This is a genomic window from Methyloterricola oryzae (assembly GCF_000934725.1).
GTDB lineage: Bacteria > Pseudomonadota > Gammaproteobacteria > Methylococcales > Methylococcaceae > Methyloterricola > Methyloterricola oryzae.
Genome location: NZ_JYNS01000015.1, coordinates 1 through 25,739, shown reverse-complemented (window position 1 = coordinate 25,739; position 25,739 = coordinate 1). Strand labels below are relative to the sequence as shown.

Annotated in this window: 28 protein-coding genes and 1 riboswitch; of the genes, 14 read left to right on the top strand and 14 right to left on the bottom strand. The window is 62.2% G+C overall.

Annotation, left to right across the window (positions count from 1 at the left end; genetic code table 11):
- Positions 1 to 2 precede the first annotated feature (2 nt).
- The 3 genes from EK23_RS16775 (at position 3) to smrA (ending at position 2,726) form a co-directional block, all read left to right on the top strand.
- Positions 3 to 407: a type 2 periplasmic-binding domain-containing protein gene (locus EK23_RS16775; RefSeq protein WP_045226550.1), complete on the top strand. Its 405-nt coding sequence runs from the start codon at positions 3 to 5 to the stop codon at positions 405 to 407.
- Complete coding sequence (locus EK23_RS16770; RefSeq protein WP_045226549.1) at positions 407 to 2,050, top strand: sensor domain-containing diguanylate cyclase; 1,644 nt, start codon at positions 407 to 409, stop codon at positions 2,048 to 2,050. Before EK23_RS16775 ends, EK23_RS16770 begins: the two co-directional genes overlap by 1 nt.
- 64 nt (positions 2,051 to 2,114) lie before the next feature.
- Positions 2,115 to 2,726 carry a DNA endonuclease SmrA gene (gene smrA / locus EK23_RS16765; protein WP_235282161.1) on the top strand — a complete coding sequence of 204 codons (612 nt, stop codon included), beginning with the start codon at positions 2,115 to 2,117 and terminating at the stop codon, positions 2,724 to 2,726.
- Here the strand turns inward: smrA and EK23_RS22000 are convergent.
- Positions 2,701 to 3,489 carry a hypothetical protein gene (locus tag EK23_RS22000; RefSeq protein ID WP_052808273.1) on the bottom strand — a complete coding sequence of 263 codons (789 nt, stop codon included), beginning with the start codon at positions 3,487 to 3,489 and terminating at the stop codon, positions 2,701 to 2,703. The genes smrA and EK23_RS22000 overlap by 26 nt on opposite strands.
- Before the next feature lie 102 nt (positions 3,490 to 3,591).
- On the opposite strand from EK23_RS22000, the gene EK23_RS23395 reads away from it, so the two are divergent.
- The 5 genes from EK23_RS23395 to EK23_RS16735 all read left to right on the top strand — a co-directional run bounded on the left by EK23_RS23395 (position 3,592) and on the right by EK23_RS16735 (position 6,947).
- A complete protein-coding gene (locus EK23_RS23395) occupies positions 3,592 to 4,077 on the top strand; it encodes a DUF2956 domain-containing protein (protein ID WP_145998712.1) in 486 nt (161 codons plus the stop codon).
- A gap of 151 nt (positions 4,078 to 4,228) precedes the next feature.
- A complete protein-coding gene (locus EK23_RS16750) occupies positions 4,229 to 5,200 on the top strand; it encodes a Tim44 domain-containing protein (protein WP_045226548.1) in 972 nt (323 codons plus the stop codon).
- A 68-nt stretch (positions 5,201 to 5,268) separates the two neighbouring features.
- Positions 5,269 to 5,775, top strand: coding sequence for a peroxiredoxin family protein (locus tag EK23_RS16745; RefSeq protein WP_158002532.1), 507 nt, complete (start codon positions 5,269 to 5,271; stop codon positions 5,773 to 5,775).
- Between the two features lies 1 nt (position 5,776).
- A complete protein-coding gene (gene hemJ, locus EK23_RS16740; protein ID WP_045226546.1) occupies positions 5,777 to 6,202 on the top strand; it encodes a protoporphyrinogen oxidase HemJ in 426 nt (141 codons plus the stop codon).
- A 76-nt stretch (positions 6,203 to 6,278) separates the two neighbouring features.
- Complete coding sequence (locus EK23_RS16735) at positions 6,279 to 6,947, top strand: DUF6134 family protein (RefSeq protein WP_045226545.1); 669 nt, start codon at positions 6,279 to 6,281, stop codon at positions 6,945 to 6,947.
- Here the strand turns inward: EK23_RS16735 and EK23_RS16730 are convergent.
- From EK23_RS16730 to EK23_RS16700, 7 genes are read right to left on the bottom strand one after another with little or no spacing between them, the layout of a single operon-like run.
- The gene (locus EK23_RS16730) at positions 6,929 to 7,963 is read right to left on the bottom strand and encodes an SAM-dependent methyltransferase (RefSeq protein ID WP_082054283.1); all 1,035 of its coding nucleotides are present in this window, start codon (positions 7,961 to 7,963) and stop codon (positions 6,929 to 6,931) included. The two genes, EK23_RS16735 and EK23_RS16730, sit on opposite strands and share 19 nt — an antisense overlap.
- Complete coding sequence (locus tag EK23_RS16725; protein ID WP_045226544.1) at positions 7,944 to 8,729, bottom strand: DUF1295 domain-containing protein; 786 nt, start codon at positions 8,727 to 8,729, stop codon at positions 7,944 to 7,946. The genes EK23_RS16730 and EK23_RS16725 overlap by 20 nt, the downstream gene beginning before the upstream one ends.
- Positions 8,729 to 9,265: a DUF2878 domain-containing protein gene (locus EK23_RS16720; protein WP_045226543.1), complete on the bottom strand. Its 537-nt coding sequence runs from the start codon at positions 9,263 to 9,265 to the stop codon at positions 8,729 to 8,731. The genes EK23_RS16725 and EK23_RS16720 overlap by 1 nt, the downstream gene beginning before the upstream one ends.
- A 6-nt stretch (positions 9,266 to 9,271) precedes the next feature.
- A complete protein-coding gene (locus EK23_RS16715; protein ID WP_082054282.1) occupies positions 9,272 to 10,582 on the bottom strand; it encodes an SAM-dependent methyltransferase in 1,311 nt (436 codons plus the stop codon).
- A 3-nt stretch (positions 10,583 to 10,585) separates the two neighbouring features.
- The gene (locus EK23_RS16710) at positions 10,586 to 11,362 is read right to left on the bottom strand and encodes a DUF1365 domain-containing protein (protein WP_045226542.1); all 777 of its coding nucleotides are present in this window, start codon (positions 11,360 to 11,362) and stop codon (positions 10,586 to 10,588) included.
- Positions 11,359 to 12,609, bottom strand: a complete 1,251-nt coding sequence (locus EK23_RS16705) for an NAD(P)/FAD-dependent oxidoreductase (RefSeq protein ID WP_045226541.1) — start codon at positions 12,607 to 12,609, stop codon at positions 11,359 to 11,361. The genes EK23_RS16710 and EK23_RS16705 overlap by 4 nt, the downstream gene beginning before the upstream one ends.
- Positions 12,610 to 12,625: 16 nt before the next feature.
- The gene (locus EK23_RS16700) at positions 12,626 to 13,042 is read right to left on the bottom strand and encodes a nuclear transport factor 2 family protein (protein ID WP_045226540.1); all 417 of its coding nucleotides are present in this window, start codon (positions 13,040 to 13,042) and stop codon (positions 12,626 to 12,628) included.
- A 153-nt stretch (positions 13,043 to 13,195) separates the two neighbouring features.
- Between EK23_RS16700 and EK23_RS16695 the strand changes: the two genes are divergently transcribed.
- Positions 13,196 to 13,399: an FmdB family zinc ribbon protein gene (locus tag EK23_RS16695; RefSeq protein WP_045226539.1), complete on the top strand. Its 204-nt coding sequence runs from the start codon at positions 13,196 to 13,198 to the stop codon at positions 13,397 to 13,399.
- A 266-nt stretch (positions 13,400 to 13,665) separates the two neighbouring features.
- Positions 13,666 to 14,103, top strand: a complete 438-nt coding sequence (locus tag EK23_RS16690; protein WP_045226538.1) for a hypothetical protein — start codon at positions 13,666 to 13,668, stop codon at positions 14,101 to 14,103.
- Between the two features lie 50 nt (positions 14,104 to 14,153).
- Here EK23_RS16690 and EK23_RS16685 read toward each other — a convergent pair whose 3' ends face one another.
- The gene (locus EK23_RS16685) at positions 14,154 to 16,655 is read right to left on the bottom strand and encodes an ABC transporter permease (protein WP_045226537.1); all 2,502 of its coding nucleotides are present in this window, start codon (positions 16,653 to 16,655) and stop codon (positions 14,154 to 14,156) included.
- Positions 16,652 to 17,326 (bottom strand): ABC transporter ATP-binding protein, encoded by a 675-nt coding sequence (locus EK23_RS16680; RefSeq protein ID WP_200892181.1) that lies wholly within the window; start codon positions 17,324 to 17,326, stop codon positions 16,652 to 16,654. The genes EK23_RS16685 and EK23_RS16680 overlap by 4 nt, the downstream gene beginning before the upstream one ends.
- Here EK23_RS16680 and EK23_RS16675 point away from each other — a divergent pair.
- From EK23_RS16675 to EK23_RS16665, 3 genes are read left to right on the top strand one after another with little or no spacing between them, the layout of a single operon-like run.
- A complete protein-coding gene (locus EK23_RS16675) occupies positions 17,316 to 17,948 on the top strand; it encodes an arylesterase (RefSeq protein ID WP_082054281.1) in 633 nt (210 codons plus the stop codon). The two genes, EK23_RS16680 and EK23_RS16675, sit on opposite strands and share 11 nt — an antisense overlap.
- A gap of 22 nt (positions 17,949 to 17,970) precedes the next feature.
- Positions 17,971 to 18,531: an isochorismatase family protein gene (locus EK23_RS16670; protein ID WP_045226535.1), complete on the top strand. Its 561-nt coding sequence runs from the start codon at positions 17,971 to 17,973 to the stop codon at positions 18,529 to 18,531.
- Positions 18,532 to 18,588: 57 nt separating this feature from the next.
- On the top strand, positions 18,589 to 18,939 hold the full coding sequence (locus EK23_RS16665) for a HopJ type III effector protein (RefSeq protein ID WP_045226534.1): 351 nt from the start codon (positions 18,589 to 18,591) through the stop codon (positions 18,937 to 18,939).
- Positions 18,940 to 19,005: 66 nt separating this feature from the next.
- On the opposite strand, the gene EK23_RS16660 is transcribed toward EK23_RS16665, so the two are convergent.
- Both EK23_RS16660 and EK23_RS16655 read right to left on the bottom strand, forming a co-directional pair.
- Positions 19,006 to 20,637 (bottom strand): hypothetical protein, encoded by a 1,632-nt coding sequence (locus EK23_RS16660; RefSeq protein ID WP_145998711.1) that lies wholly within the window; start codon positions 20,635 to 20,637, stop codon positions 19,006 to 19,008.
- A gap of 157 nt (positions 20,638 to 20,794) precedes the next feature.
- Positions 20,795 to 20,873: riboswitch (cyclic di-GMP riboswitch) on the bottom strand.
- A gap of 28 nt (positions 20,874 to 20,901) precedes the next feature.
- On the bottom strand, positions 20,902 to 22,158 hold the full coding sequence (locus EK23_RS16655) for a dicarboxylate/amino acid:cation symporter (RefSeq protein ID WP_200892180.1): 1,257 nt from the start codon (positions 22,156 to 22,158) through the stop codon (positions 20,902 to 20,904).
- A gap of 185 nt (positions 22,159 to 22,343) precedes the next feature.
- On the opposite strand from EK23_RS16655, the gene EK23_RS16650 reads away from it, so the two are divergent.
- Positions 22,344 to 23,558, top strand: coding sequence for an NAD(P)/FAD-dependent oxidoreductase (locus tag EK23_RS16650; RefSeq protein WP_045226532.1), 1,215 nt, complete (start codon positions 22,344 to 22,346; stop codon positions 23,556 to 23,558).
- 5 nt (positions 23,559 to 23,563) lie between these two features.
- Here EK23_RS16650 and EK23_RS16645 read toward each other — a convergent pair whose 3' ends face one another.
- Both EK23_RS16645 and trhP read right to left on the bottom strand, forming a co-directional pair.
- The gene (locus EK23_RS16645) at positions 23,564 to 24,118 is read right to left on the bottom strand and encodes a DedA family protein (RefSeq protein WP_045226531.1); all 555 of its coding nucleotides are present in this window, start codon (positions 24,116 to 24,118) and stop codon (positions 23,564 to 23,566) included.
- Between the two features lie 72 nt (positions 24,119 to 24,190).
- Positions 24,191 to 25,534 (bottom strand): prephenate-dependent tRNA uridine(34) hydroxylase TrhP, encoded by a 1,344-nt coding sequence (trhP, locus tag EK23_RS16640; protein WP_045226530.1) that lies wholly within the window; start codon positions 25,532 to 25,534, stop codon positions 24,191 to 24,193.
- Positions 25,535 to 25,739 lie beyond the last annotated feature (205 nt).

Here is a 25,739-nt window from a genome sequence, read left to right as displayed (position 1 = left end):
CCATGCGAATCTTGGCCTTGCCTCTGCTGCTGATGGTGTTCGCGGTCCACGCCGAGGTCGCCGTCATCGGCAACCTGCGCAATCCCAGCGAGGCACTAAGTGCCAAGCAGGTACAGGACATTTTTCTGGGTCGGACGCGCACCTTCCCGGACGGGCGTTTCGCGTTGCCCATCGACCAGTCTTCCGATTTGCGCGGCGAGTTCTACCAGAAACTGACTTCGCGCCCGGTGGAGCAGATAAACGCCTATTGGGCGCGCATCATGTTTACTGGCCAGGCCTCGCCGCCCCTGCAACTGCCGGATGACGAAGCGGTGTTGAAGGTGGTGCGCGAAAATGAGGGGGCCATTGGCTATGTATCGAAACCGCACGCCGACAAGACGGTGCGCGTGCTGTTGCAACTGAACTGATGAAGCCTTTCAAGAGGCGACGCCTGGAGCGCAAGCTGGCCCTGTCGGTGATCGGGGTGGCCCTGGTCATCGCCGCCATTACCTCGGGCGTATTCTTTGCCACGGAACTGCGGCGCTCGGCGCAGAAGACGACGCTGATGCTCGAACAATTGCTGGATACTGTGGAGAGCACCGCCACCATCGCGGCCTACACGGGAAACCGTCAGATCGGCGAGGACGTCCTGAAAGGCTTGTTGCGCAACCAGATCGTGCATGAGGCGCGGCTCAGCGACAGTCGCGGGCTGAACCTGAGCCAGGCCCGGGATACCTCGGTGGTCACCCAGCATGCGGTCCAGCGCGACCTGTATTCCCCATTCGGTGATCGCGAAGTGGTGGGCACCATCACGGTAGTCCCGGAAGCCCGCTTCAACCTGCAGGAGGCACGCTACAGCGCCTTGGTGAATGCCATCAACTCGACGGTGCTCATCGGGCTGACTGCCCTGATCGTGCTGGCGGTGGTGCGCTGGTTCATGTCCCGGCCGCTGATGCAGGTTTCCGGTGCGCTGCACGCCATCAGCGTCGGCCAGGCGCAGCGGCTGGAGGTATTGCCGCGCAACCACAACGATGAGTTGGGTCAACTGGTGCGGGACATCAACGGGCTTCTGGATGCGCTGGAGCAGAAGTTCGCGGCAGAGCGCGCCCTGCGGGAGGAGATCCAGGCGGTCGAGCAGCAACTGCGCAGCATCTTCGTGACCACCAGCGCCGGTATCTTCGTGCTGGACGGCGAAGGCCGCCTGCTGACCGCCAATCCCAGTCTCGAGCGTGTCGCCGGCCTGCATGAGAGCCCGGATGGGCAGCGCCTGGGGCAGGATTTCGCTGCCTTGGTATTTGCCGAACCGGAGAGGGTCAGGGAACTCATGCGCCAGGCGGAGGAGCGTGGCCAGGCGGTGGCCCTGGACCTGCAGCTGAAGAACCCGCGCAACGGCGACATGGTCTGGGTGCACTGCCTGATCTCCCGTCAGACCGATGCGTCAGGAAGCACGTATTTTCAGGGCGTGCTATACGATGTGACCGAGCGCCTCGAAGCGGAGGCGCGCGCCCAGCACGAGGCCAATTACGATCCCCTTACCGGCCTTCTCCGGCGCAGCGCCGCCGAACGGGAACTGCTGCGGCTAATGAAGGGCTCGTCCGGCGGTCGGCCGCCCGCCGTGCTCCTGGTGCTCGATCTGGATAACTTCAAGACCATCAATGACAGCCTCGGACACCACGCCGGTGACGAGGTGCTGGTCGAGACGGGGCGCAGGATCAAGGCCTGTGTGCGCGCCGGGGACATCGTGGCGCGGCATGGGGGCGACGAGTTCGTGATCGTCCTGGCCAACTGCGGTTCCGGGGACATGGCGGGGGCGATCGCCAGGGAACTGGTCCTCGCCATCTGTCAACCCATCCTGCTGGCTCTGGGCGAGTCCGTGGAGGTCGGGGCCAGCATCGGTGTCGCCGTGCAGACCAACCCGGCGCAGAACGCCGACGACCTTTTCAGACTGGCGGATCGCGCCATGTACGAAGTCAAGCGTCAGGGCCGAAATGGCTACGCCTTGGCACAGGACACCGGTGACATCGTTGAACTGGTGAGCCGCGGAGCGGACGGCCGCGGAACCCGGACATAGTGGGACGGCTGGGGTAAGATAACAGCGTCGCGCCAAAAGCGCGCGTTCTGTTTGAGGTCTCCCCATGGTACTGATGAACGAAGACGAAAAAGCCCTGTTTGAGCAGGAGATGGCCGGGGTGCAGCCGCTCAAGAGCCGGGAGTCGAAGGTTCTGCACCAGCGAGGGAACGCGAAGCCGACGCCGGGCCAGGTCTACCGCCGTGCCGCCGCGCAGAATCCGCATGGCGGAGACGAGAACTTCCTCCCCTCGGGCTTCATTCAGGCGGTGCATCCCCTGGAGGTGCTCAGCTTCAAGCGGCAGGGCGTGCAGAACGGCGTGTTTCATAGCCTCCAGCAGGGCCGCTATCCGGTGGAGGCAACCCTGGACCTGCACCTATTGAGTATCGAGCAGGCGCGGCGCGCGGTTTTCCAGTTCATTCGCGATTGCATGCAGCATGACATCCGCACCGCTCTCATCAACCACGGCAAAGGGACGCGCAATCCCGAGTCCCAGGCGGTGATCAAAAGCTGCGTGGCCCGCTGGCTGCCCATGTTCCCGGAGATCATGGCCTTTCATAGCGCGCAGAAGTTTCACGGCGGTACCGGCGCGGTCTACCTGCTGCTGCGCAAGAGCGAGAAGGCCAAGGAGCGCACCCGCGAGAGCCTCGGGCTCAAGTCCGGCAAGCCGGTTCCCTGAGGTCCGCCGCCGCCCGCAGCCCCGAATCCTCCAACAGCCGTTCGATCGCTGCCCAGGCGGGCGTCGAGACCCTGTCGTTGGCCGCCTTGCCTTCCCGTCGCAGGTGCCAGTCCAGCAGGATGGCCTGTAGATACTGCAGGCTGTGGGCCGGATGGGTATTCATGTCGCTGATCAGGTAATCGAACTTGGCGGCGAACGCGGTATCTTCGAGATAGGGCTGGAACCCATCGAGGCAGTCCCGCAGACAGGCGAAGAAGGCCATCTGGCCCTGGTACAGGGATGGTTCGTGCAGCAGCTTGTAGGCATGTTCCAGGTCGTGGATCATGAAGGCGAAGGCGTCGGCTTTTCCCAGCACAGGCTGCGTCATGCGCGGGAACTCTGAAAACACGGTGACCGGCCGCGCGCCCGCGGCTTGCATCCGCAGTACGTCCCGCGGCGCGGGGATGCGTTCCAGCAGCCGCAGGGGCCAGGCTCCCGTCAGCCAGTGATACAATGCGGCAGGCACATTGGGTATGACGCCCTGGAACTGGTAGCGCTGAAACCAGTCTCCCAACAGGTGGGGCAGTTCCTGGCTCGGGGCCTGCTCGATATCCGCCAGCCAGGCCTGGGCATCCGGTCTGGGATCGCGTTTGCTCCGCCGGGACGCGAAGCGTCCGCCGTGGCGCTCGATCTGCCACAGCAGGAAATACACCCCGGCATAGGCTGCATCGCTCAATGCGCCTGCGCGCCAGCGCGCGGTGAATGCGGGCAGGTTGTGCAGCATGGGTTTGCTCGGTCTCGCGGACAAGCCAGAAATACGGCAGCATACCAGAAGCCCCCGGAAATCTTCGATGCCGGCAATGACCGAAATGGGATCAGCAAGGCCATGACGAACCGCCTAAAACCGCCGAGTTTCCAGGACCAGGGCGAGCAGCATCTGCGCGAGGAGGCTATGCGCGTGGCCAAGGCCACGCAGAGTCCGGGGCAGACCAAGGAGCAGACGCGGCTGATCGCCAAGGGTATCGAGAAGGGCATCGCGCTTTACAAGCAGCAGCAGAAGGAAAAGGCCCGCGAGCGGGACAGGGCGCGAAAGCGCGCTCTCAAGCAAGCCCAAGCCCGGTGCGATCAGGAGGGGACGGAGGAGGCCGCCGAGGATGCGATGGACGTGCCCGCCGGCAGCGGGCGGGCGGCCTTGATGACGGCGGCGGCGCTGTTTCTGCTGGCGGGCCTCGCGCATATCCTGCGTTGGGTCCTGGGCATAGAGATTGTCGTCGCCGGCTGGACCATGCCTCTTGCGGTTTCCCCGCTTGCGGGAGTGGTTCTGTTGGGTCTGGGCGCGTGGATGTTCCGCTGCGCCGCGCAGGCGGAATGAACGGGCCTGCCGAATCCGGTCCCGATTCGGGATAGAATTCCCGCGGGGCTTGTCATAATGAAGAGGGAAAAGTCCAGGTGACTTGCTCAAAGCGCGGCACCTGGCCTATAACGCAGCCCCAACAGAATTTCTCAACAACCATGAGTGAATCATGAAAAAGACCGGTCGATTCCTGCTGTGCCTCCTTATCGCGCTGACGCTTGCCCTGGGCCTTGTGGGCGAGGCATCCGCCAAGCGCCTGGGGGGCGGCAAGTCCTTCGGCAGCCGTCCTTCCTACAGTGAGCCCTACCGCGCGCCATCCAACGCTTCGCCTGGATTCCAGTCGCAGAACCCGGCCTATCGTTCGCCGGCCAGCGAGCGCAATCAGGCGGCCCGGGACGCCATGGGTCGCCGTGGTGGCCTTATGGGCATGCTGGGCGGGCTCGCCCTGGGCGGTCTGCTTGGTGCCATGCTGTTCGGCGGGGCCTTCGAGCACATCAACCTGCTCGACATCCTGATCTTTGCCGGCATCGCCTTCCTGCTGTTCAAGCTGCTGGCCGCGCGCCGGGGAACGGCACAGGAAGGTCGCTACGGCACGGCGGCGGGTCCCGCGCAGGTGCCCGTCGAGCCGGCGGCTTATGAGGCGGGCTACCAGCGCCGCGCGGACAGCGCCCGTCCCGCGACCAGCCCTGCCGGGTTCGACACCGACATCCTGTCCCGCAAGGGCGGCCTGGGTTCCGGGTCTGGCGCCGCGGCGGCCCCGGCGGTTCCGTCCGACTTCGATGCAAGCGCCTTCCTGGGCGGGGCCCGCGCAGCCTATGCGCAGATGCAGCAGGCGTGGGACCAGCGTGACGTGGCTGACCTGCGCGCATTGACCACGGACAAGGTGTTCGCGGAGTTGCAGGATCAGTTGCGCGAGCGCAGTGGCGACAACCGGACCGAGCTGCTGAATGTCGATGCGCGTCTCTTGGAAGTGCGTGATGAGGCCTCTGAGCGCAGGGCGAGCGTGCTGTTCGATGTCTTGATGCGCGAAGCGCAGGGCGAGGAACCGCAGCAGGTTAGGGAGGTCTGGCATTTCGTGCGTCCGCAGCACAGCAAACAGCCCACCTGGTTCCTGGACGGCATCCAGCAGTTGGACCAATAAGCCCATTCATTATTCGAGGGGCGGCTGAGCCGAGGGGCCAGCCGCCCTTTGCATTGATGGGGGATTTCGTGTCCACAAGAGGCAAGTGGCTGGCCCTGACGGCCCTCGCGCTTTGCGCCGTGGTTGCGGCCGTCTGGACCTGGACGCGGCTGGCCGAGCGCGCGCCCGATCTCGAATTGGTGACGATCAGCGGGGAGCGCATCACCCTGCGTGATCTCGGTGGTTCGCCGGTACTCGTCAATTTCTGGGCGTCCAACTGCCGCAGTTGCATCGAGGAGTTGCCGGCCCTGGCCGATTTGTACCGGAAATTCACCCCTGCCGGGCTGAAGGTCATCGGCATCGCCATGTCCTATGACATGCCTAGCGAGGTGAAGTCCGTGGTGGACCGACTGGGGATTCCCTTTCCGGTGGCGCTGGACCTGAAGGGGGAGCACGCCAGGGCCTTCGCCGGGGTGGAGTGGGTGCCTTACAGCGTGCTCATCGCGGGCGATGGGACCATCGTGCTGCGCCGCCTGGGGCCTCTGGACCTGCAGGAGTTGACGGCGCGAATTCAAGCTTTGCTGACGGAGGTGTAGGTTGATGTGGCTCAAGGCGTTCCATCTGATATTCATGGTGACCTGGTTCGCCGGGCTGTTCTACCTGCCGCGCCTTTTCGTTTACCATGCGATGAGTTCCGATGTGGTCAGCATCGAGCGCTTCAAGATCATGGAGCGGAAGCTCTATTTCGGCATCATGACACCCGGCATGGTGCTGACCCTGGTGTTCGGCATCTGGATGCTGGCGGACTACGCTTGGGAGATGTATGCGGCCAGCGGCTGGCTGCACCTCAAGTTGACGCTCATCGTGCTGCTGGTGGCCTACCACGTCTGGTGCGGCAAGTGGCTGCTGGAACTGAAAAACGACCGCAATCTCCACAGCCACGTGTATTTCCGCTGGATGAACGAAGTGCCAGTGCTGTTCCTGTTCGCCATCGTGCTGCTGGCGACAATCAAGCCGTTTTGAACTCTGGGTCCGCCGCGCCATCAAACGCAATGCAGGGTGACTGAACCCGCGGTCAGACAATGTGAGGAGGGGGCGCATGGGTATCTGGCATGTTTTTCGGCAGAGAGCCTGGCTGGCCGCGGCTTGCGCGGGCCTGCTGCTGGTTCCTGGGTGGCAGGGGGCTGTCGCGACGGCGGAGCGCAGCGCCTGGCGCTTCAAGGTGTTTTATGATGGCAAGGATATCGGCGAGCAGCGTTTCCGCATTTCCCGGAGCGGGGACAAGGAGCAGGTGGATATCGAGGCCGCCTTCAAGGTCAGTTTTCTCGGAATTGACGTGTACCGCTATCAGCACCAGAACCGGGAGGTCTGGTCATCCGGCTGCCTGGAGTCGATGCAGGCGCGGACCGATGACGGTGGCGATCGGTTGGCGGTGGATGCCGCGAAGACGCCCGCCGGTCTCAAGGCGCTCAGTCAGGGGCGGGAAGCCGTGCTGCCCGGTTGCGTGATGAGCTTCGCCTACTGGAACCCGGAATTCCTGAAGCAACAGCGGCTGCTGAATTCCCAGACCGGTGAATATCAGCCGGTGAGTATTCGCGCGGTGGGCAGCGAATCGGTGAAGATAGGGCAGCGTCAATTCAATGCTGTGCGCTACAAGCTGAAAGGCAAGGAGATCGACATGGATCTCTGGTACGCCGACAACCGTGAGTGGGTGCGCCTGGAGTCGGACCTCAAGGGCTCGCGTCTGGTCTACGAACTGGCCGACTGAGCTTTTTCCATGAGGCAGTGGGTTACGCCCCATTCCTCGCCGCCGCGGTAGGCGAACAGCTCCGCGCAGGCCATGAAGAACACGCGCCAGCGGTGGAACCAGCGTTCGGCATCCGCGCCATAGACCTCGGCAAACAGCGATTTGATTGCCGCGCCGTTGCGATCCTGATTCTGCAGCCAGGCTTCACAGGTCTTTGCGTAGTGCAGACCGTTGACGCGCCAGCGCGCGCTCACGGCAAACTCATCCTGTACCCGCTCGAACAAGTCTTCACTGGGCATGAGCCCGCCGGTGAAAAAATAGCGGCCCATCCAGTTGTCCTCACCCTCGGTTTCGAAGGGGTACGCGTACTGGCGGTGGCTGAATACGTGCAGGAACACCCGACCGTCGTCCCTCAGCCACCCGGCCAGGCGGCGGAATAGTTCCTCATAGTTGTGCAGGTGCTCGAACATCTCCACCGAGACGATGCGGTCGAAGCCGGGGTCCGGCTCGAAGCGGTTGATGTCCTCGGTCACGACGCGCAGATTGCTCAGGCCTTGCCGGGCCGCCTCCGCTTCGATGTAGGCGCGCTGTCCGTGGGAGTTGGACATGGCCAGGATGCTGGCGCCCGGGTACTGCCGCGCCATCCACAGGGACAGCGAGCCCCAGCCGCAGCCCAGCTCCAGTATGCGCTGTCCGTCGGCGAGGCCGGCTCGGCGGCAGGTGAGGGCGAGCATGGCCGCTTCGGCCTCATCCAGGGTCTCGACTTGCGCTTCCCAGAGACAGGCGCTGTACTTCATGTGCTTGCCCATGATCTGGCGGAAGAATGCCGCCGGCACCTCGTAGTGCTGGCGGTTGGCCTGTTCCGTCGCCTGGGCGATGGGGCCTTCCCGCAGGGAGGCGAGAAAGCGTTGCTGGCCGTCGCTGCCAGCCTCGTGCAGCTCTTGCAGGCGTTGCTGCAACAAACGCCGGATGCCGAAACGCACGGCGGCGTCCGGCAGCAGGCCCCGTTCCATCCAGTCAATGGCGATCTGCAACATGTTTTGGAAACCAAGGAAAGAAGCGAGAGGTGGTGGCCTGATAGGCACGGTAGTCGTCGCCACGGCTGGCCAGGGCCTGGCGTTCCGTGTGGGGGATGCCGGTTACCTGGAACAGGGAGACGAGCATGAGCGCCTGGGCCAGCAGGGCGACCCACCCAAAAGGGCTGCCCCAGGCCAGGAACACATAGCTCCACCAGTGCAGCCATTCGAAGAAATAATTGGGGTGCCTGGAATACCGCCACAGGCCCGAGCGGCATGTCTGCCCCCGTCGCGCCGGGTCGCCGCGCCAGCGGGCTAACTGCAGATCGGCCAGCGCCTCCCCGCCCAGCGACAGGCCCCAGATCAGGAGCCCCACGACCAGGGCCGCGGTGGGGGCGGACTGCGGGCTTGCGGCGATCACCAGGAACGGCAGCGAAAACAGCATGACCGCCATGCCCTGCCCCTGGTAGAAGGCGAAGAACTTGAGCTGGGTGTGCTGCGACCAGTGTTCGCGCAGGTAACGGTAGCGGCCGTCTTCCTGCGGGTGGCGGCGCGCCCTTTGCCAGATATGCCAGGCAAGACGCCAGCCCCAGGCGGCGGCCATCATCGCCACCAGGCCGCGCCGGCGCGGGTCGCCGTCCAGCATCAGGGCGTAGAAGGGGCCGAGGCTTCCGGTCAGGCCGGCCCAGGCCACATCCACCAGATTGGCGGAACCGGACTGCCGTTGCAGCATCCAGAACCCGGCCATGACCGATGCGACTACCAGCCAGGTGCACAGAAAGAGCATCACGGCGCGGGCTGCGGTTCGGGGTGGACGCCGTCCCAGCGCTCGGCCAGATGGAGCAGGGCCGGCATGGCGATGAGCCAGACCAGGGCCACCGCCGCCAAGCTGGTCCAGGTTGGGTCCGCCAGGCTCAGGGCGCCCAGGCGGGCGCCGCCCCAATAGGCCACGGGGCCAGCTGCGGCGCCCATGAGCGCCGCCAGGACGTAGCGGCCCTTGAGCCAGTCCAGGCTCGAGTTGAGCAGGGTGGCGAACATCAACCACAGGGCGACGATCCAGTGGGGCGCCAGCCAACCGGCCCACTGGCCGGAGTCAAAGCGCAGCAAGCCTGTTGCGGTCAGTAGCGAATCCAGCATCAGGCCCAAGACTCCGGCGCCCAGCGCCAGTTTAGCCTCCTCCGAGGGCCTCGCGCAGAAGGCCAGGTTCAGCCCCAGGACCAGCAGCGCCACGGCGGTCGCGAGCCAGGGCAGGGCGGATGCGGCGCTGAAGGCGACGCCGAGCCAGCCCAGTTGAAACAGCAGAAAGTTGGGGAGTTTCGCCATAAGGCCTCACAAGGCCGGGGTCAGGGAATCCCTGCGGCACAGGGGTTTGACCAGGAGCATCTGCACGTTGCCGATCACCCGCTCCAGGAACGCGCCCTCGCAGTAGCACAGGTAGAACTCCCACATGCGCACGAAGCTGTCCGGGTAGCCAAGGGCACGGACCTCGTCCAGACGGTTGTGGAAGCGCTCCCGCCAGTGCCTGAGGGTGGTTGCGTAGTGGGGACCAATGTCCTCCAGGTGGTACAGGCGCAGGTCCGAAGCCTGGGTGGCGGCCCGGCACAGGGCGGTCACCGAGGGCAGGCAGCCGCCAGGGAAGATGTAGCGCTGGATGAAGTCCACCGAATGCTTGGCGCGGTCGTACTGTTGGTCGGCGATGGTGATGGTCTGCAGCAGCATCATGCCGGATGGTTCCAGGAGTTCGGCGCAGCGCCTGAAGAAGGTGGGGTAATACTCGTAGCCGACCGCCTCGATCATTTCGATGGACACCAGCTTGTCGAAGCGGCCGCTGAGGTCGCGGTAATCGTCGAACAGCAAAGTGATGCGGTCGTCCAGGCCCGCCTCCCGCACCCGTTGCTGCGCCAGTTCGTACTGCTCGCGGGAGATGGTGGTCGTCGTCACGCGGCAGCCATAGCGCGAAGCCGCGTGCAGGGCAAAGCCGCCCCAGCCAGTACCAATCTCCAGCACATGGTCGTTCGGTCCCAGTTCCAGCTTGCGGCAGATGCGCTCGTTCTTGGCCATCGACGCCGCGTGCAGGTCGCTTGCCGCATCCTCGAACACGCCACAGGAATACATCAGGGTCTCGTCGAGGAACAAGCGGTAGAAGTCGTTGCCCAGATCGTAATGGGCGGCGATATTGCTGCGGCTGCCGCGCTTCGTGTTGCGCCGCAGACGGTGCAGGGCCCAGGCCACGGGCTGGTACAGCAGCGCCAGCCCCTTCTCCAGGCCGTCCAGCGCCTCTCGGTTGAGGGCGAAGATGCGGATCAGCGCGACCAGATCGTCCGCCAGCCATTGCTGTTCCATGTAGGCTTCGCCGGCGCCGATGCTTCCCTGCAAGGCGATGCGGCGGTAGGCGGCCGGGTCGGTGATATGCAGTTCCGCGTGCAGGCCGCTGGTGGCATCGCCCTGGCCGAAGCGATGCCGGCCGTCGTGGTCGATCACGGTGACAATGCCGTGTTCCAGCTTGGACAAGCGTCCGAAGACGGCGCGTCGAAATAGCTGGGCCTGGCGCGACAATGGCCGGTAGTCCAGCCGGTTGAGGCTGCGCAGGCATGACGATGCAGAATCGGGTTCACCGGGGGCGGGCGCGAGCTGCAGCATGGTTCAGGTCTCCGAAGGCGGTGCTGGGGAATTCAGGGCGACGGGTGGATGGTCGAATACGGGCACGCGTTTCAGCCACAACAGCAGCGCCTGCCAGTGGATGGCAAAGATCACCTTGAACGTCATCCACGGAAAACGCGCCAGAACCCGCGCGAGATTCGAGCCGGTGAGCGGCTGGCGACGCATGGACAGGGTCGCGTCCAGCAGAACCGCCTCCGCGCGGCGCACGTTCATGTGCACCGACAGCGTGTTGCCGGGCGGGCTGCTGCGCCAGTCATAATCCAGGTCCATGGGCATGAAGGGCGAGACATGCAGGTCCTTGGCGAAGCAGGTTTTCAGCCTGCCGTTTGTTTCCGCCGCCTGGGCGTCGATGACATAGAGACGGCGCTCCTTCCAAGGGGTGTTGGTGACTTCCGCGATGAGGGCGTCCAGCCTGCCGTTTGAGTCGAAACAGTAAAAGACGCTGATGGGGTTGAAGCAATAACCCAGGTATCTGAGGTGCGTGAGCAGTTGGACTGCCCCTTCGGGGCGACGGCCCAGGGCCTGCTGGACCTGATCGCGGGCGCAGCTGGCGAGATCGGTTGCGGGGTCGCCGAAATGGTCCTCGCGGCGGAAGCTGGCCAGGTTGGGTCGTCCCACGGACCAGAGCCAGCGGTCCTGGAATACCGTATCCAGCTCGTCCAGATCCAGCAGCAGCATGAACAGGGGATAGCGGAACTGGTGCCGGCATGGGCTGTGGCGCCGGTGCCGGACGTATCCCAGGTACAGGCAGGAGTTCACTCGCCGGCTCCCTCGAGAATCTGCTCCGCCACGCGCAGCCCGCTCTTGACGCCGTCTTCATGGAAGCCATAGCCCCAGTAGGCGCCGCAAAACCAGGTGCGGCGCACGCCGTTGATCTCCGCCCAGCGCGCCTGGGCATGCAGGCCGGCAAACGTGAATACGGGATGGTGAAAGGTCGTGCGCTGGATGATACACTCGGGCCTGATGGATGCCGTGTGGTTCAGGGTGACGGAAAGGGTTTCCGCGGTCTTGAGGCCCTGGAGGATATTCATGTTGTAGGTGACCGCCACGCGCTCCTGCTCCCGCGCTGGGCGATGGTAGTTCCATGCGGCCCAGGCGAGCTTGCGCCGCGGCAGGATGCGGGTGTCCGTGTGCAGCACGGCATCGTTTTCCTGGTAGGGAATGGCGGCCAGGATCTCGCGCTCGGCATCGCTCGCGTCACGCAGCAGGCTCAGGGCCTGGTCGCTGTGGGTGGCGAGGATGACGCCTTCGAAGCGCTCACGCGTGCCGTCGGCCAGTTCGATCTCCACGCCCTGGGCCTGGCGTCGGATGCCGGCCACCGGGGTGGACAGGCGGATGCGCGGGCGGAAGGGTTCCACCAGCCGCTGCATGTAGGTGCGCGATCCGCCTTCGATGGTTTTCCACTGGGGCCGGTTGTTGATGCTGAGCAAACCGTGGTTGAGAAAGAAGCGCACGAAGAAGCGCAGCGGCATGCGGCCCATGATGTCATGCTCTGCCGACCAGATGGCGGCGGCCATGGGAATGATGTAGTCCTCGCGGAACTCGCGGCTGTAGTTGTTGGCTTCCAGATATTCGCTCAGGGTCGATTCCGTCCCCGGTTTGTCGAGTTCCGCCGGCGCTTCGCGATTGAAGCGCAGTATGTCGCGGATCATGCGGTGGAAGGACGGCCGGAACAGGTTGCGGCGTTGGGCAAACAGGGCGTTGAGGTTGTTGCCGTTGTATTCCAGTCCGCTGCGCTCGCAGCACAGGCTGAAGCTCATGTTGGTGTTGCGAACCGGAACATCCAAGCTTCTTAGCATGGCCTCGAAATGCGGATAGGTACGATCGTTGAAGACGATGAAGCCCGTGTCTACCGCGAGGCGCTGTCCGTTAAGTTCCACGTCCACGGTGCGGGTATGGCCGCCGATGTAGTCGCCGGCCTCGAATATGCTGAGATCATGGGATTCGCACAACTGCGAGGCGGCGGTCATGCCGGAAATGCCGGTACCGACTATGGCGAGTTTCACGGAGTGTCTCCCTGAGTCAAAGCCGGCGTTTGATGGCGCGAATCACGCCGCCGAGGAGCGGCACCTTCTCGTAGATGAATGCGCCCATGTCGAAATAGTCATGGTGCAGGAAGACCTTTTCGCCGAAGCGCAGGTGGCTCGCGCCAGCCAGGCTCAAGGTCTCGCCCCGGCAAAAGCGAGCATGCTCGAAGTGCATGACCCACACCAGCACGGCGCGGCCGTCGGTGATCAATTCATCCTCGAACTCGAAGCGGCAGCTGACGACGCCCTCGTAAAGCCGGGCGTAGTAGCCGCGCAACGCCTCAAGGCCCTTGAGTTCGTGCACCGGATCGCGAAAAACGACGTCGGACTCGTAGATCTCCCCCAGTAGGTCCAGATTGCTGGCGTCGAGCTGGTTGAAGACCTCTTTGAAACGGCCGATGGGATCGGGCATCACGCGCTCCTGGCTGCATGTTCTGCTTGTTTTACCTCCGACCTTGACCCGGGGACAAAGTTCATCCTCGGGATCAGGCCTTCCTCTGTGAATCCGGTCTGCAGTTGCGCTAGGATTGCAAGGTCAAATTGCTGTCCATTCCGGAGAACGATCATGCCAACTTATGATTACCAATGCCAAGCCTGCGAGAACCATTTCACCGTCAACCATAAGATCAGCGAGCCGGCGCCCAAGTGCCCCGCCTGCGGCGGCGAGGTGCGCAAGCTCCTGTCGGCGCCCGCGGTGATGGGCGGCGGGCGCAAGCCGGAACCCAGCTTTCAGGGGTGCGGTTCCGGAGCCTGCGGCTGCAAGCACTGAGCTCACGCTCGCGCGCGGAATTTGCTCGCGAAGCGACAACTTTTTCAAATCGGCGCTGTCCAACGGCTCGATGCGCCATTTCGCCTGTCCGCTGCGCGGAAAGGGTTGTCGCAAAGCGCCTCGACCGATCCGGACGAGGCGCGGTTTCAGCTCCCGGGAAGCAGTGTTTCAAATGCACCGTCAACGTGTTAACGTGCGCCTGCTCCTTAAGCTGTTACAAAATAAACCCCAGGGGAGAATCCCATAAAGAGGAGGAAAAACAAAAAATGTCTGAAGAAAACCAAGTACAAAACGAAAGCAAGGGCGGCGGGGCCGGCGGCATAGTCGAGTTGTTCAAGAACAATCCGAAAGCCTTGTATGCAGCGGGTGGCGCGGTGGTCGTGGTGATCTTGGCGCTCATGATGGGTGGCAAGGACGGCGAAATGGGTCAGGTCAAGACCGGCGCGGTCGGCGTCGGGCAGACCGTGGTCATACGCAACCCCAATGTCGGCGATACCTGGCTGACGGCTGTGCCGCGCATGGGATTCGAGGACTCGGGGGAGGAGAAGGATCAGTTCATCTGTCTGATCAAGCAGGGCGCGACGGCCACGGTGGTTGAGGAAACGGTCGTCACCTACATTCCCTACGCCAAGGTCACGGTGAAAGACGGCGAATGCGCCGGCAAATCGGGCTGGACGCCCAAGGTCAATATTTCTAGCAATTGATCAAACCGAGCGGCGATGGGTGACCCGACTCATCGCCGTGTTTGAAAGGCTTACAAATCCCTGAGCGCTTTCCAGGGCGCTTCCCTGACTACCACCCGGGTATTCAGATACCCCGCGACGCCCACCGACGCGGCCCCCAGCAGCGGCACGGACAGCCACATTTCCCAATGCACGTGCGGTTCCAGGTCGAAGACGCGGACAAACAGGCTCCAGGCGATGAGCTCCGCAATGGCGGTGGACAACACCCCGGACAGAAAGCCCAGCGCACAGAATTCCAGCCATTGGCTGCGGCGCAGCAGCTTGCGGCTTGCGCCCATGGCGCGCAGCAGCGCATCTTCGCGTAAGCGGCTGTCCAGGGTGGCGCGCACTGCCGCGAACAGAACAGTTATGCCTGCGGCCAAGGCAAAGGCCAGCACGAATTCGATGGCAAGCGTGACCTCGCGAAGGATGGTCTGGAACTGCTTGAGCAGCGCTTCCACGTCCAGCAGGGTGACGGCCGGAAAGGCCTTTGCCAGGCGTGACAGGGCGGACTTCTGTTCCGGCGGAACATAGAAGCTGGTGATGTAGGTCCGGGCGTGGTCTTTCAATGCGCCGGGTTCGAAGATCATGTAGAAGTTGGGCGTCATCGCATCCCAGCGCACGCTGCGCAAGCTCGCGACCCGCGCCACCAGGCTGCGGTCGCCCAGAGTGAAGCTCAGGCGGTCGCCGAGGCGTATCCCCAGGCTTTCGGCCAGCTTGGCCTCGACCGAGACGCCCGGTTCGTTCCCTGGTGTCCAATCGTTCCACCAGCGGCCTTGCAGTATCCGGTTGTCGGGCGGCAGTTCGCCGCTGTAGGTCAGGCTGAGGTCCCGGTTGATGGCCGCCTCCCCCTGGGATTCCTTGGTGGCGATGCGATGCACGTCCTCGCCGTTGACGGCGGTCAGACGCCCACGTATCACCGGGTAATAGGCGCTGGTCTTGAAGCCCTCGCGTTCACTGAGCGCCTGGAAATGGGCCAGGTCGGTTTCGAACAGGTTCAGGGCAAACTGATTGGGCGCCTGCTCCGGTAGTTGCTGACGCCATTCCTGGATTAGTTCGGTGCGCACCAATACGCTGATCTGCATGGCCACCAGGGTGAGGCTGAAAGCCAGAATCTGGGTGACGGCCAGGCGCGGCTGGCGGGTCAGGTTCTGCAGTCCGAAGCGCCAGGAAAGTCCCAGGCGCGGCAGCAGCAGTCGGCTCCCGCGCAGCAGGCCCAAGGCAACAAGGCCGGTGCCGGCCAGGGCGGCAAATCCGATTCCCAGCACCATGGCTGTCATGCGGCCGTCTTCGGTATAGCGCCAGATCAGCACCGCCAGGGCCGCGGCAGCCAGGCCATAGACCAGCCATCCGCTGGGAGGCAAAGGCGCCAGGTCGCGGCGCAGCACGCGCAGCGGCGACAGGCCGCGCAACTGCAGCACCGGCGGCAAGGCAAAGCCCAGAAGAATGAGCAGACCGACGGCGGCGCCAAACAGAGGCGCGTACCAGGCCGGACTTGCCAGGCTGTGCGGCAGCATGCGCGCCAAGAAGTAGAGCACGCCCTCCTGCGCCACGAAGCCGAGGGCGCAGCCGGCCAGGCTGCCGGCCAGCCCGATAGCCAGGAACTGGAACAGGTAGAGGCGTAGCACTTCGGCCTTGCTGGCGCCCAGGCATTTCAGCATGGCGGTCATGTCGAAATGCCGCTCGCTATAGCGCCTTGCGCTCATGGCCACCGCGACCCCGGCGATCAATACGATCACGATGCTGCTCAGGCCCAGGTAGCGCTCGGCGCGGTTGATGGCATTGCCCACTTCCGGCCGGTCCTCGTGCACATCCACCAGCTGCTGGGTTGCGGCGAGCCTGGGTTTGAGCCGGGCCTTCAGTGCCCGCACGGCGGGCTCATCGCCCGCATACATGGCGTAGAAATGCGCATGGCTGCCGGGTTGCAGCACATGGGTGGCCTCCAGGTCGGCCAGGTTCATCAGCACGCGGGGCGAGAGGCTCCACAATTCGCCGCGCCGATCGGGTTCGTGGGTCAAGATGCGGGTCACGGTCAATGGCTGGTCGCCCACGTGGATGGTCTGCCCCACGGCCAGGTTCAGCGAAGTCAGCACACGTTGCTCCACCCAGGCCGTGCCGGGCTCGGGAACCTCCTGGGTTGCCGTTTCGGCGGTCATATCGGTCAGCGTGCTGCGCAGGGCGCCGCGCAGGGGGTAGCCGGGGCTTACGGCCTTGATGCCGCAAAGCAGCATGTCCTCGTTTTCCACCAGCACGCTGGAAAACTCCACCGTTCTGGCGTGACGCAGGCCTAAGGTCCTGGCTTCCTCGTCCCAGTCTGCGGGCAAAGGATCGTGGTCGCGCACCGACAGGTCGGCGGCCAGGAATTCCGCCGCCTGCAGGGTCATGGTACGGGTCAGCCGGTGTCCCAGCAGGCTGACGGCGGTGGCGCTGGCGACAGCGATCAGCAGGGCCAGCATCAAGACCAGCAACTCGCCGCTGTGCCAGTCGCGGCGAACCAACCGAAGGGCCAGTACCAGCTGACTGCGCACGCTCATGGGCGGTCCTCGACGACGCGGCCTTCCTCGATGCGCACCGTCCTGCCGCAGCGGGAGGCCAGCGCCTCGTCATGGGTGACCAGAACCAGGGTGGCGCGTTGCTCGCGATTCAGTTCGAACAGCAGGTCGATCACGTGGCGTCCGGTCTTGCTGTCCAAATTGCCGGTGGGTTCGTCGGCGAACAGAATCGGCGGCGAGGTGACAAAGGCGCGCGCCAGGGCCACCCTTTGCTGTTCGCCGCCAGAGAGCTGTCGCGGATAGTGGCGCAGCCGTTTATCCAGACCCACGCGGGCGAGCATGTGCCGCGCCGCCTTGGCGGCGTCCGGGGCTCCGAGCAATTCCAGGGGCAGCATCACATTTTCCAGCGCGGTGAGATTCGCCAGCAATTGGAAGGCCTGGAACACGAATCCCACGTGTCTTGATCGCATCAGAGCCCGGCCGTCTTCGCTGAGTCCGGATAGGTTCTTGCCCGCCAGTCGGACGTCTCCGGCGGAAGGCAGGTCAAGTCCCGCCAGGAGTCCGAGCAGGGTCGATTTGCCCGAGCCCGAGGCCCCGACGATGGCGACGGTCTCCGCCGCGTTGATCGAGAGTCCCACTGCTGTCAATATATCCAGCCGGCCGTCGGCTGTATCCACCCATTTGCTGATGTTCTCCGCTTCGATGATTGGCATCGTCTCTCGCATTCGCTGGTTGCTCTGTTTCGTCGTGATGCTGGCTCCCGGTCTTAGTCTCGCCGGCACGATTTTGGTTCTCGGGGATAGTATCAGCGCCGGCTATGGCCTGGAAAATTTGGAACGCGGCTGGGTCGGCCTGCTGCAGCAGCGCTTGCAGCAGACCCATGCGGACTGGAGCATCGTTAACGCCAGTATTTCAGGCGACACCAGCGCCGGTGGACTGGCGCGGGTCGACGATCTGCTGCAGCGCCATGCGCCCGGCGTCGTGATCCTGGAACTGGGCGGCAACGATGGCCTGCGCGGGCTGCCGCCGGCGCGGCTCAAGGAGAATCTGACCGGCATCATCGCGCGCTGCCGCGCAGCCGGCGCCAAGGTGCTGCTGGTGGGCATGCGCATACCGCCCAACTACGGCCGCCGCTATACCGAGCTGTTCGAAGGCGTGTTCCCGCAAGTGGCTGCCGAGCAGAAGGCCGACTTCGTACCCTTTCTGCTGGACGGCGTGGGCGGCAACCGGTCCCTGATGCAGGGCGACGGGCTGCATCCCAACGGCGAGGCGCAGCCGGTCATGATGGATCTGGTCTGGCAGAAACTGGTGCCCTTGTTGAAGGCGCCCAAGTGATCGAATCAACCAGGGAACGAGCATGAATCCCTTGATGTGCAGGGCCGATGCGGCCCAGGTGTTGTTGATTGACCTGCAGGTGCGCTTGTTCGGCGCGATGCCGGAGGCGGAGCGGGCGGCGGTGACCCGATCGACGTGCATCCTTGCCGCGGCCGCTTCGCAACTGGGCTTGCCGCTGTTGTACAGCGAACAGTACCCCAAGGGCCTCGGACCCACCGCGCCGGAGGTGGTCGAGGCCTTGCCGGACCACGCGCGGCGCTTTGAAAAGACCGCGTTCTCCTGCTGCGCCGCCGATGGATTCCTGGCTGCGCTCAAAAGCACCGAGCGCGGGCAGATCGTCATTGCCGGCCAGGAGACCCATGTCTGCGTCCTGCAGACCGCATTGGAACTGATGGGTGAAGGGTTTCAGGTATTCGTGGCCGAGGACGCCGTCTGCTCACGCAAGCTGGAGCACAAGCGTAATGCCTTGGCGCGCATGGCGGCCGCCGGCGTTATTGTCACCAATGTGGAGTCGGTGGTCTTCGAGTGGCTGGGCGATGCCGCGCATCCTCAGTTCAAATCCCTGTCGGCGCTGATTCGCTGAGCCTACCTGCTTGCTAAGCGCGCAGGCGTCTCCCTTTTCATATCACCCATAGAAAACATGAGCATCGAAGCATTTTTGCAGAAGGTCCGCGACGGCGAGCGCGTCGCTTTTCAGGACACCCTGTCGGTTATCGCCGAGAACTATGAATATACGCCGACGGCGTTTCGAAATGGCGGCGGTGAGGACTGTGTTGTCAACGAAGCCGGGAAGAACGAGGGGTCCTGCAAGATTTTCGCGTTTGCGAGATTGCACGCATTGACGCCGGAACAGACGCTTGCCCTGTTTGGCGATTTTTACTGGAAGGATGTCCTTGAGGATCCCGAGGGGACAGGTCATGCCAACATCCGGGCGTTCATGAAATACGGCTGGGAAGGCATCGCTTTCGAGGGGGAGGCTCTTCGCGCCTAGCGCAGCCCTCTAGCGAAAGCCTGGCCTTGGCTTCGCCAAGAGGGCTGTGATGTGTGCTCGACAGCCTCATTGGAACACGTAGATTTGACTCGTGATCGCTGTCGTCGGCTTCTCCCGGTCCGTGAAGTCAATGACCGCTGTTATGGCATGCCTGCCCGCCGGTAAGGTTGTCCACGCGCCGCCATCCAGTTCGTATGGTGAGTAGCGTTCGGTGCGATGGAATTTGCCATCGACGTAAAAGTCGGCCCGATCGACGCCATCTTCGGGCCACAGATAAACCCGGGGCAAACCGGAATCACTGTCCGCACAGCGTGGATCGGCGCCATCGAGTGTTTCATCAGAACTGCATAGAATCTGTGCGGGGGCGGATTGCTGCACGCTCGCTTTGGACTCAATGGTCAATGGCTGACGTCCATCCTTGAACTGAACGACCGCTTTGATCTGGCTGTCGGAGTATGCGTAGTAACGGACAGGAAGCAACGCCGATGAAACGCCACCGTCCAACTCGAATGGGGGGAGGCGCTCGGTACGGTGAAAAATGCCATCCACAAAATAATCGATGGATTTGACACCGGTTTCAGGCCACCAATAAGCCCAGGTCGGTGCGTCGAAGGTGCCGCCGTCGCAGGCTGCGTCGTTCCCGTCAAGCACAGGATCGGGGCTGCAGCGCAGCGAATTTTCGCCGACCTCGAATCCCGCATAAAGGGTTGCGCCGGTGCCATCTTTGTAATGGACCTTGGCCTTGATCTCATGAGGCCCGGTGAGCAGTGTGCTCATGGAGCCGCCATCCAGTTCCCAAGGGGCATGGAACTCGCTTCGACGGAATTTGCCGTCTAGGTAGAAGTCCACACGGGCGGTTTTCTGGTTATCCGGCCCCAGATAAACCCATAGCTTGTGTTCGAATAGCCCCCCTTGGCATATACGGTCTTTGCCGTCGACCCTGGCGTCAGTGCTGCAGCGAAGGTCCGGGAGTGCTACGAGCGTAAAATCGTCGAACTTCGCAGTGCTACCATCATATCCAGTTCCAAGCCCAACCATTCCGGCTGGCAGCGGAATTTGGTCGTTAAAGCTCAAAATTTTCTTGTCTTTCAGAAATACCTGAATCTTCCCGCCAGTGACCACTAAACGGGCAACGGCGGGAATATTGACGGGGTCAAATGTAGAAGTTGCGACGATGGTTGATTCGGCACCGTAAGGGAAAATTCCTAGAGGATCAATATCCATTCGTCGCAAGATGGCTTGGTTGAAATGACTTGCCAAATCAGCAGCAGTGCTATCCGTATTGCCGAACGAAACGGAGTAAGCCTTCCCTCGGTCAATAGCGTAATCTGTGGCGTTGAAAATGATGCGGCCAGAAGTGGGATCGGAGGGATTTAATTGCGCGGTCAGTTCAAAGTTCCGTTCATTTGACTGATTTAGCAGAACGAAGGAATCGAACGCCCATTCTCCCAGGCTTTCGCAGTAATAGTGCCAGGTACATGTCCAAAGGCGCAGCATCCGATCTTCTATCCTTGCGTTGCCAGACACGGTCCAGTTAGGCAAGGAATTTTCATCCCCGAAATGGTCCTGAAACCACACGTTATCACCAGAAGACGCGGTCGTGCTGAAGAACCCCAGGCATATGGCTAGCAGGCCACACCAGAGCCAGCGGAGTGTGGCGCGGTAGCTTGTTCTGAGTTGTATAAGTGAAAGGAACATGACACGCCCCTCCCTAAAATGAGTTAAGGGTGCGTCCGGCTGTTGGCTTTTGGTGCATGGGTTCCGGTTCGGCGTATCAGCCTAGAGGGCTGGCGGCAGGGCCGAACTTCAGCAATGAAAAAAGCCGAACGCCCCATTGACCATGACGATGGTCATTCTCGGCAGTTCGACTTTCCTGTTTGGCAGGATCCGCGACTTTCCGTCCCTACCTTGCGATAGGTTTGGTTTTAGTATCTTCACTTCAGCACAAATTCCCGGAAATTTCTACGAAGTGTTTTTATCCGGATTTGCCGCCAGCCGTTGGACGATCAGGCTGCCGATCATGTCGCCTTCCACATTGACCATGGTGCGAACGGTGTCGAGCAGCCGATCGATGGGCAGTAGTATCGCCACCGCCTCGGCGGGCAACCCTACGGATTGCAGGACCATCACCATGGTCACCATGCCGGCGCTGGGGATGCCGGGCGCGCCGATGGAGGCGATGATGGCGGTGAAGCAGACCACCACCTGCTGGGCAAGGCTCAGTTCTGCGCCGGTCAGGTCAGCCACGAAGAGCGCGGCAGCGGCTTCATAGAGGGCTGTGCCGTCCATGTTGAGGGTGGCTCCGAGTGGCGGCACAAAGCGTGCGATGTCTTTCGATACCCCAAGCTGGATTTCGGTGCATCGCATGGTGATGGGCAGGGTGGCGCTGCTGGAACAGGTTGCCAGAGCAGTGGTGAGGGCCTCGCGGGAACCCCTGAAAAAGCGCCGCGGACCCACGCCGGTGACGAGGTACAAAAGGAGCGGCAATACGATGATTCCGTGCGCCAGGGTGCTGCCCACCACGACCGCGATGAACTTGCCCAGGCCGGTAAACAGCGCCGGATTCTGTGTCGCCGTGAGCTTGGCCAGCAGGCCCAGGATCCCGAGGGGAGCCAGTTTCATGATCCAGCTGACGAGGAGCATCACGATGTGCAGGAGTTCTGTGAGCAGGGTCAGCAGGTGTTGGGAGTTTTCCCCCGAGACAACGAAGCCTATCCCCACCAACAACGCGAACATGACCGTTGGCAGCACCTCACCCTGGGCCATGGCGGCTACCGGATTCATGAACAGCCCACGCAGCAAGTGGGTAAAAAATTCTTCGAGGCTGAGATGGCTAGGATCGAAGTGCTCCATGGACTGTTGGAACAGGGTCACCTCGATGCCTGCGCCCGGTGCGAAAATATTTGCGCTAAGCAATCCAAGCAAGGTGGCCAGCGCTGTTGCGGTGAGGAAATAGACCAATGTGCACTGCCACACCCGATGCATGGACGCGTGGGCGCGCAGATTCGCGATGCCGGTAGCGATGGATGTGAAGATCAGCGGTATCAGCACCATCTTCAGAAGGTCCACGAACAGCCCCCCGATGAGCCCGCAAACGAACAGTCCATTGCCTGAAAAGTTCGAGTCTGGCGTGAGCCTGAAGGCGTATCCGAGGCCGATGCCGGCGGAAGCGCCGAGCACTATCTGAGTGTTAAGCGAGGGCAAGCGGATAGCGGACATAAGCGGGATGGTTTCTTAATGGTCGTGACGCTAGTTGTCGTGGCCCGCGGTGGGGTTGTCAAGCCCCGGGACTGGGATGCAGAATCCCCGTATGACCTCGACCGCGTCGGCCTGGGGTTGCAGGGCCTATTTCAGTCGAAAACTATAACGACAGTCACGAGCTTTCATCCAGGGGGAAGGCATCCATGAGCAGCAGAATTCACCACCAGCTTGTTGTGATCGGCGGCGGTGCCGCGGGTCTTGGAGTCGCCGCGCGCATGTTGCGGGGCGCCCAATGCAATGATGTCGCAATTATTGAGCCGTCTGAACATCATTTTTATCAGCCCCTTTGGACCTTGGTTGGAGGTGGTGTGATAGGGCGCGAGGCATCGCGAAAGCCCATGGCTGAATTGATCCCAGCCGGGGCGAAATGGATTCGTGACGCGGTGATTGAATTCCGACCGGAGCAGAATCTTCTTAGAACCCGGGACGGTCTTGAGGTGGAGTATGAATATCTGGTGGTTGCGCCAGGGCTGCAGATCGACTGGGACAAGATCGACGGCCTGCCGGAGGCCCTCGGCAAGAACGGTGTCTGCAGCAACTACAGCTACGACACGGTCGAGAGCACCTGGCAGAACATTCGCGGCTTCAAGGGTGGAAACGCGATCTTCACCTTCCCGCCGCCACCGATCAAATGCGCCGGCGCGCCGCAAAAGATCATGTACCTTGCGGAGGACTATTTTCGCAAACAAGGGCTACGCGACAAATCGAATGTCATCTATTACTGCGCGACGCCCAGCATTTTTTCAGCGCCGCATTATGCCGAGGCGTTGAACCGACAGGTGGTGGGCCCTCGCAACATCGACGTGCGCTATAAGCACAATCTGGTCGCCATCCGTGGCGAGGCGAAGGAGGCCGTGTTCCGCAACACTGAAAGCGGCGAGGAGGTGGTGCAGTCCTACGACATGATCCACGTGGTGCCGCCCATGAGTGCGCCGGATTTCGTTAAGCAAAGCCCTCTGGCGAATGAGGCGGGCTGGGTCGATGTGAACAAGGAAACCCTGCAGCATTCGCGCTTTTCCAATGTCTTCGGCATCGGCGATGCCAGCAGTCTGCCGACTTCCAAGACGGCGGCAGCCGTCCGGGCCCAGGCGCCCGTGCTGGAGGCAAACCTCTCGGCTGTCATGCGGGGACAGCAGCCCGAGGCTCGGTATGACGGGTACACGTCCTGCCCGCTCGTCACGGGTTACGGCAAGTTGATCCTGGCGGAGTTCGACTACGACCTCAAGCCTTGCGAGACGTTTCCCTTTGATCAGAGCAAGGAACGCTGGAGCATGTACCAACTCAAGCGCTATGTGCTGCCGGTTATCTACTGGAAAGGCCTGCTGCGCGGCTACCAGTGGCCCAGGCCGGGGGCCTGAAAACGCTATTTCTTGCGCAGGTTGGATATCAGGAACGCCAGAGTCGCGCCTGCCAGCAACACGATCAGGATCACCTTTTCGTATCGGTGTATGTCGTGCAGTGCCGTTTCGGCAAGGGTGCCGAGATGGTAGCCGAGGTAACCGAAACTGACCGCCCAGGTCAGGGCTCCCAAAAAGTTGAGCAGGAAAAAGCGCAAGGGATTGAGGTTGCTCGCACCGATGACGAAGGGCGTCACGTTGCGGATGCCGTAGAGAAAGCGAAAGCCCAAGATGACGAGGATCTGGTGGCGATGCAGCAAATTGAACGCCCGTTCGGACTTGCGTTTCAGGCGTGGTCGTTTTTCCAGAAACTGGATGCCTTTGCTGCGCCCCAGAAAGAAGAATGTCTGGTCACCGGCGAAGGTGCCAAGAAAGGCGGACAGAATCACCCAAGGCAGTGCCAGATAGCCGCCATAAGCCAGGAAGCCGGCGATGATCAGGATGGTCTCGCCTTCCAGGAAGGTTCCGATGAATAGCGCCCAATAGCCGTATTGGACGATCAAGTCCTGCAAATCCAGCATTTTTGCTTTTCTCGCACGGGGGCTAAGAAGGGCCCCTCTTCATGATTGACTGGGATGGAACCTGTTGCCAACTCAGCGTAGATAGCGTGCCAGCAGCCCCTTGTCAGATGCCGCCGCAGGTACGGGAATCCGCACCTCCCAGCCTCCCCCAGGTGCTTCCAGCAGGCTGTTGCCATCGAAATCTTCCATGTGATCGATGGTGATGTCACAGTTGCCTTCGGGCAGGATTAATTCCAGGCGATCGCCAACGCCAAACTTGTTTTTGGCCAGGACGTCCGCCAGTCCGGTGTCGGGGTGGTAGGCAGTGATTTCGCCGACGAATTGCTGGCGGTGGCTCTCTGAATGGCCGCGGAGGTAATTCTGTTGTTCGTGCGTGTGATGCCGTTGATAGAACCCGTCGGTGTAGCCGCGCTGCGCCAGGTTCTCGAGCACACCAAGCAGCTTCGGATCAAAGGGCCTGGAGGCGAGGGCGTCGTCGATGGCCATGCGGTAGACTTGCGCGGTGCGCGCGACGTAATAATGGGATTTAGTGCGTCCTTCGATCTTCAAGCTGTCCACGCCGATCTCGATCAGCCGATGCACGTGTTCGACCGCTCGAAGATCTTTCGAGTTCATGATGTAGGTACCATGCTCGTCCTCCATCACGGGCATCAGTTCCCCGGGGCGGTTTTCTTCTTCCAGTAGATAGACGCGGTCGGCCAGCGGGTGCCGATTCGCTGCGCCGCAGTCCGCTTGCCGCAGTGTGTCCAGAGTCAGGCCAAGATTGGCGGGAACGAAATCGCCCTCTGCGTTCTGCTCGGCGCCGGCCACATCGTACTTCCAGCGGCAGGAATTCGTGCAGGTTCCCTGATTGGGATCGCGGTGGTTGAAATAGCCGGAAAGCAGGCAACGCCCGGAGTATGCAATGCACAAGGCGCCATGCACGAAGGTCTCCAATTCCACCTCGGGACATTGCTGGCGGATATCCTGGATCTCGTCCAGGGAAAGTTCTCGTGACAGGATGATTCGTTGAATTCCGGCGGAATGCCAGAATTTCACGCTGGCCCAGTTCATGGTATTGGCCTGGACCGAAAGATGAATCGGCATCTCGGGCCACTTTTCCCGCACCAGCATGATCAGTCCCGGGTCAGCCATGATGAGCGCATCGGGACCCATTGCTACGATGGGCTCGATGTCCTTCAGGAATGTCCTGACCTTACTGTTGTGGGGCAATACATTGGCGGCCAGGTAGAATTTCTTGCCCAGCTGATGCGCCTCCGCAATTCCGGTCGCGAGGTTCTGCTCCAGAAAGTCGTTGTTGCGCACCCGAAGACTATAGCGGGGCTGTCCGGCATAAACCGCATCGGCCCCATAGGCGAAGGCGAAACGCATGTTCTTCAAGGTGCCTGCGGGGGATAAAAGCTCGACTGATCTCATGGCTCGGAGCGAAACGCCGGGGAACATTAGGAGAAGGCTATTCTAGCGCCAAAACGGCCAGACCATTAAAGGGAATTGAAATCCTCGTTGACACCGCCGTGTCAGTTCTTCATAATGCGCAGCTCTTCCGGGGCGATGATGTTCTGGGGGGATAGGGAAAGGTTGAGGGAAGAGGGGTTTGAGAGGGAGTTTAAGGGAAGGTGGT

Bases quoted from the DNA above. Each gene is read 5' to 3' on its own strand.
- EK23_RS16775 (WP_045226550.1), top strand. From the start codon at position 3: ATGCGAATCTTGGCCTTGCCTCTGCTGCTGATGGTGTTCGCGGTCCAC.
- EK23_RS16770 (WP_045226549.1), top strand. From the start codon at position 407: ATGAAGCCTTTCAAGAGGCGACGCCTGGAGCGCAAGCTGGCCCTGTCG.
- smrA (WP_235282161.1), top strand. From the start codon at position 2,115: ATGGTACTGATGAACGAAGACGAAAAAGCCCTGTTTGAGCAGGAGATG.
- EK23_RS22000 (WP_052808273.1), bottom strand. From the start codon at position 3,489: ATGCTGCACAACCTGCCCGCATTCACCGCGCGCTGGCGCGCAGGCGCA.
- EK23_RS23395 (WP_145998712.1), top strand. From the start codon at position 3,592: ATGACGAACCGCCTAAAACCGCCGAGTTTCCAGGACCAGGGCGAGCAG.
- EK23_RS16750 (WP_045226548.1), top strand. From the start codon at position 4,229: ATGAAAAAGACCGGTCGATTCCTGCTGTGCCTCCTTATCGCGCTGACG.
- EK23_RS16735 (WP_045226545.1), top strand. From the start codon at position 6,279: ATGGGTATCTGGCATGTTTTTCGGCAGAGAGCCTGGCTGGCCGCGGCT.
- EK23_RS16730 (WP_082054283.1), bottom strand. From the start codon at position 7,963: ATGTTGCAGATCGCCATTGACTGGATGGAACGGGGCCTGCTGCCGGAC.
- EK23_RS16725 (WP_045226544.1), bottom strand. From the start codon at position 8,729: ATGCTCTTTCTGTGCACCTGGCTGGTAGTCGCATCGGTCATGGCCGGG.
- EK23_RS16720 (WP_045226543.1), bottom strand. From the start codon at position 9,265: ATGGCGAAACTCCCCAACTTTCTGCTGTTTCAACTGGGCTGGCTCGGC.
- EK23_RS16715 (WP_082054282.1), bottom strand. From the start codon at position 10,582: ATGCTGCAGCTCGCGCCCGCCCCCGGTGAACCCGATTCTGCATCGTCA.
- EK23_RS16700 (WP_045226540.1), bottom strand. From the start codon at position 13,042: ATGCCCGATCCCATCGGCCGTTTCAAAGAGGTCTTCAACCAGCTCGAC.
- EK23_RS16695 (WP_045226539.1), top strand. From the start codon at position 13,196: ATGCCAACTTATGATTACCAATGCCAAGCCTGCGAGAACCATTTCACC.
- EK23_RS16690 (WP_045226538.1), top strand. From the start codon at position 13,666: ATGTCTGAAGAAAACCAAGTACAAAACGAAAGCAAGGGCGGCGGGGCC.
- EK23_RS16685 (WP_045226537.1), bottom strand. From the start codon at position 16,655: ATGAGCGTGCGCAGTCAGCTGGTACTGGCCCTTCGGTTGGTTCGCCGC.
- EK23_RS16675 (WP_082054281.1), top strand. From the start codon at position 17,316: ATGATTGGCATCGTCTCTCGCATTCGCTGGTTGCTCTGTTTCGTCGTG.
- EK23_RS16680 (WP_200892181.1), bottom strand. From the start codon at position 17,326: ATGCCAATCATCGAAGCGGAGAACATCAGCAAATGGGTGGATACAGCC.
- EK23_RS16670 (WP_045226535.1), top strand. From the start codon at position 17,971: ATGAATCCCTTGATGTGCAGGGCCGATGCGGCCCAGGTGTTGTTGATT.
- EK23_RS16665 (WP_045226534.1), top strand. From the start codon at position 18,589: ATGAGCATCGAAGCATTTTTGCAGAAGGTCCGCGACGGCGAGCGCGTC.
- EK23_RS16660 (WP_145998711.1), bottom strand. From the start codon at position 20,637: ATGTTCCTTTCACTTATACAACTCAGAACAAGCTACCGCGCCACACTC.
- EK23_RS16655 (WP_200892180.1), bottom strand. From the start codon at position 22,158: ATGTCCGCTATCCGCTTGCCCTCGCTTAACACTCAGATAGTGCTCGGC.
- EK23_RS16650 (WP_045226532.1), top strand. From the start codon at position 22,344: ATGAGCAGCAGAATTCACCACCAGCTTGTTGTGATCGGCGGCGGTGCC.
- EK23_RS16645 (WP_045226531.1), bottom strand. From the start codon at position 24,118: ATGCTGGATTTGCAGGACTTGATCGTCCAATACGGCTATTGGGCGCTA.
- trhP (WP_045226530.1), bottom strand. From the start codon at position 25,534: ATGAGATCAGTCGAGCTTTTATCCCCCGCAGGCACCTTGAAGAACATG.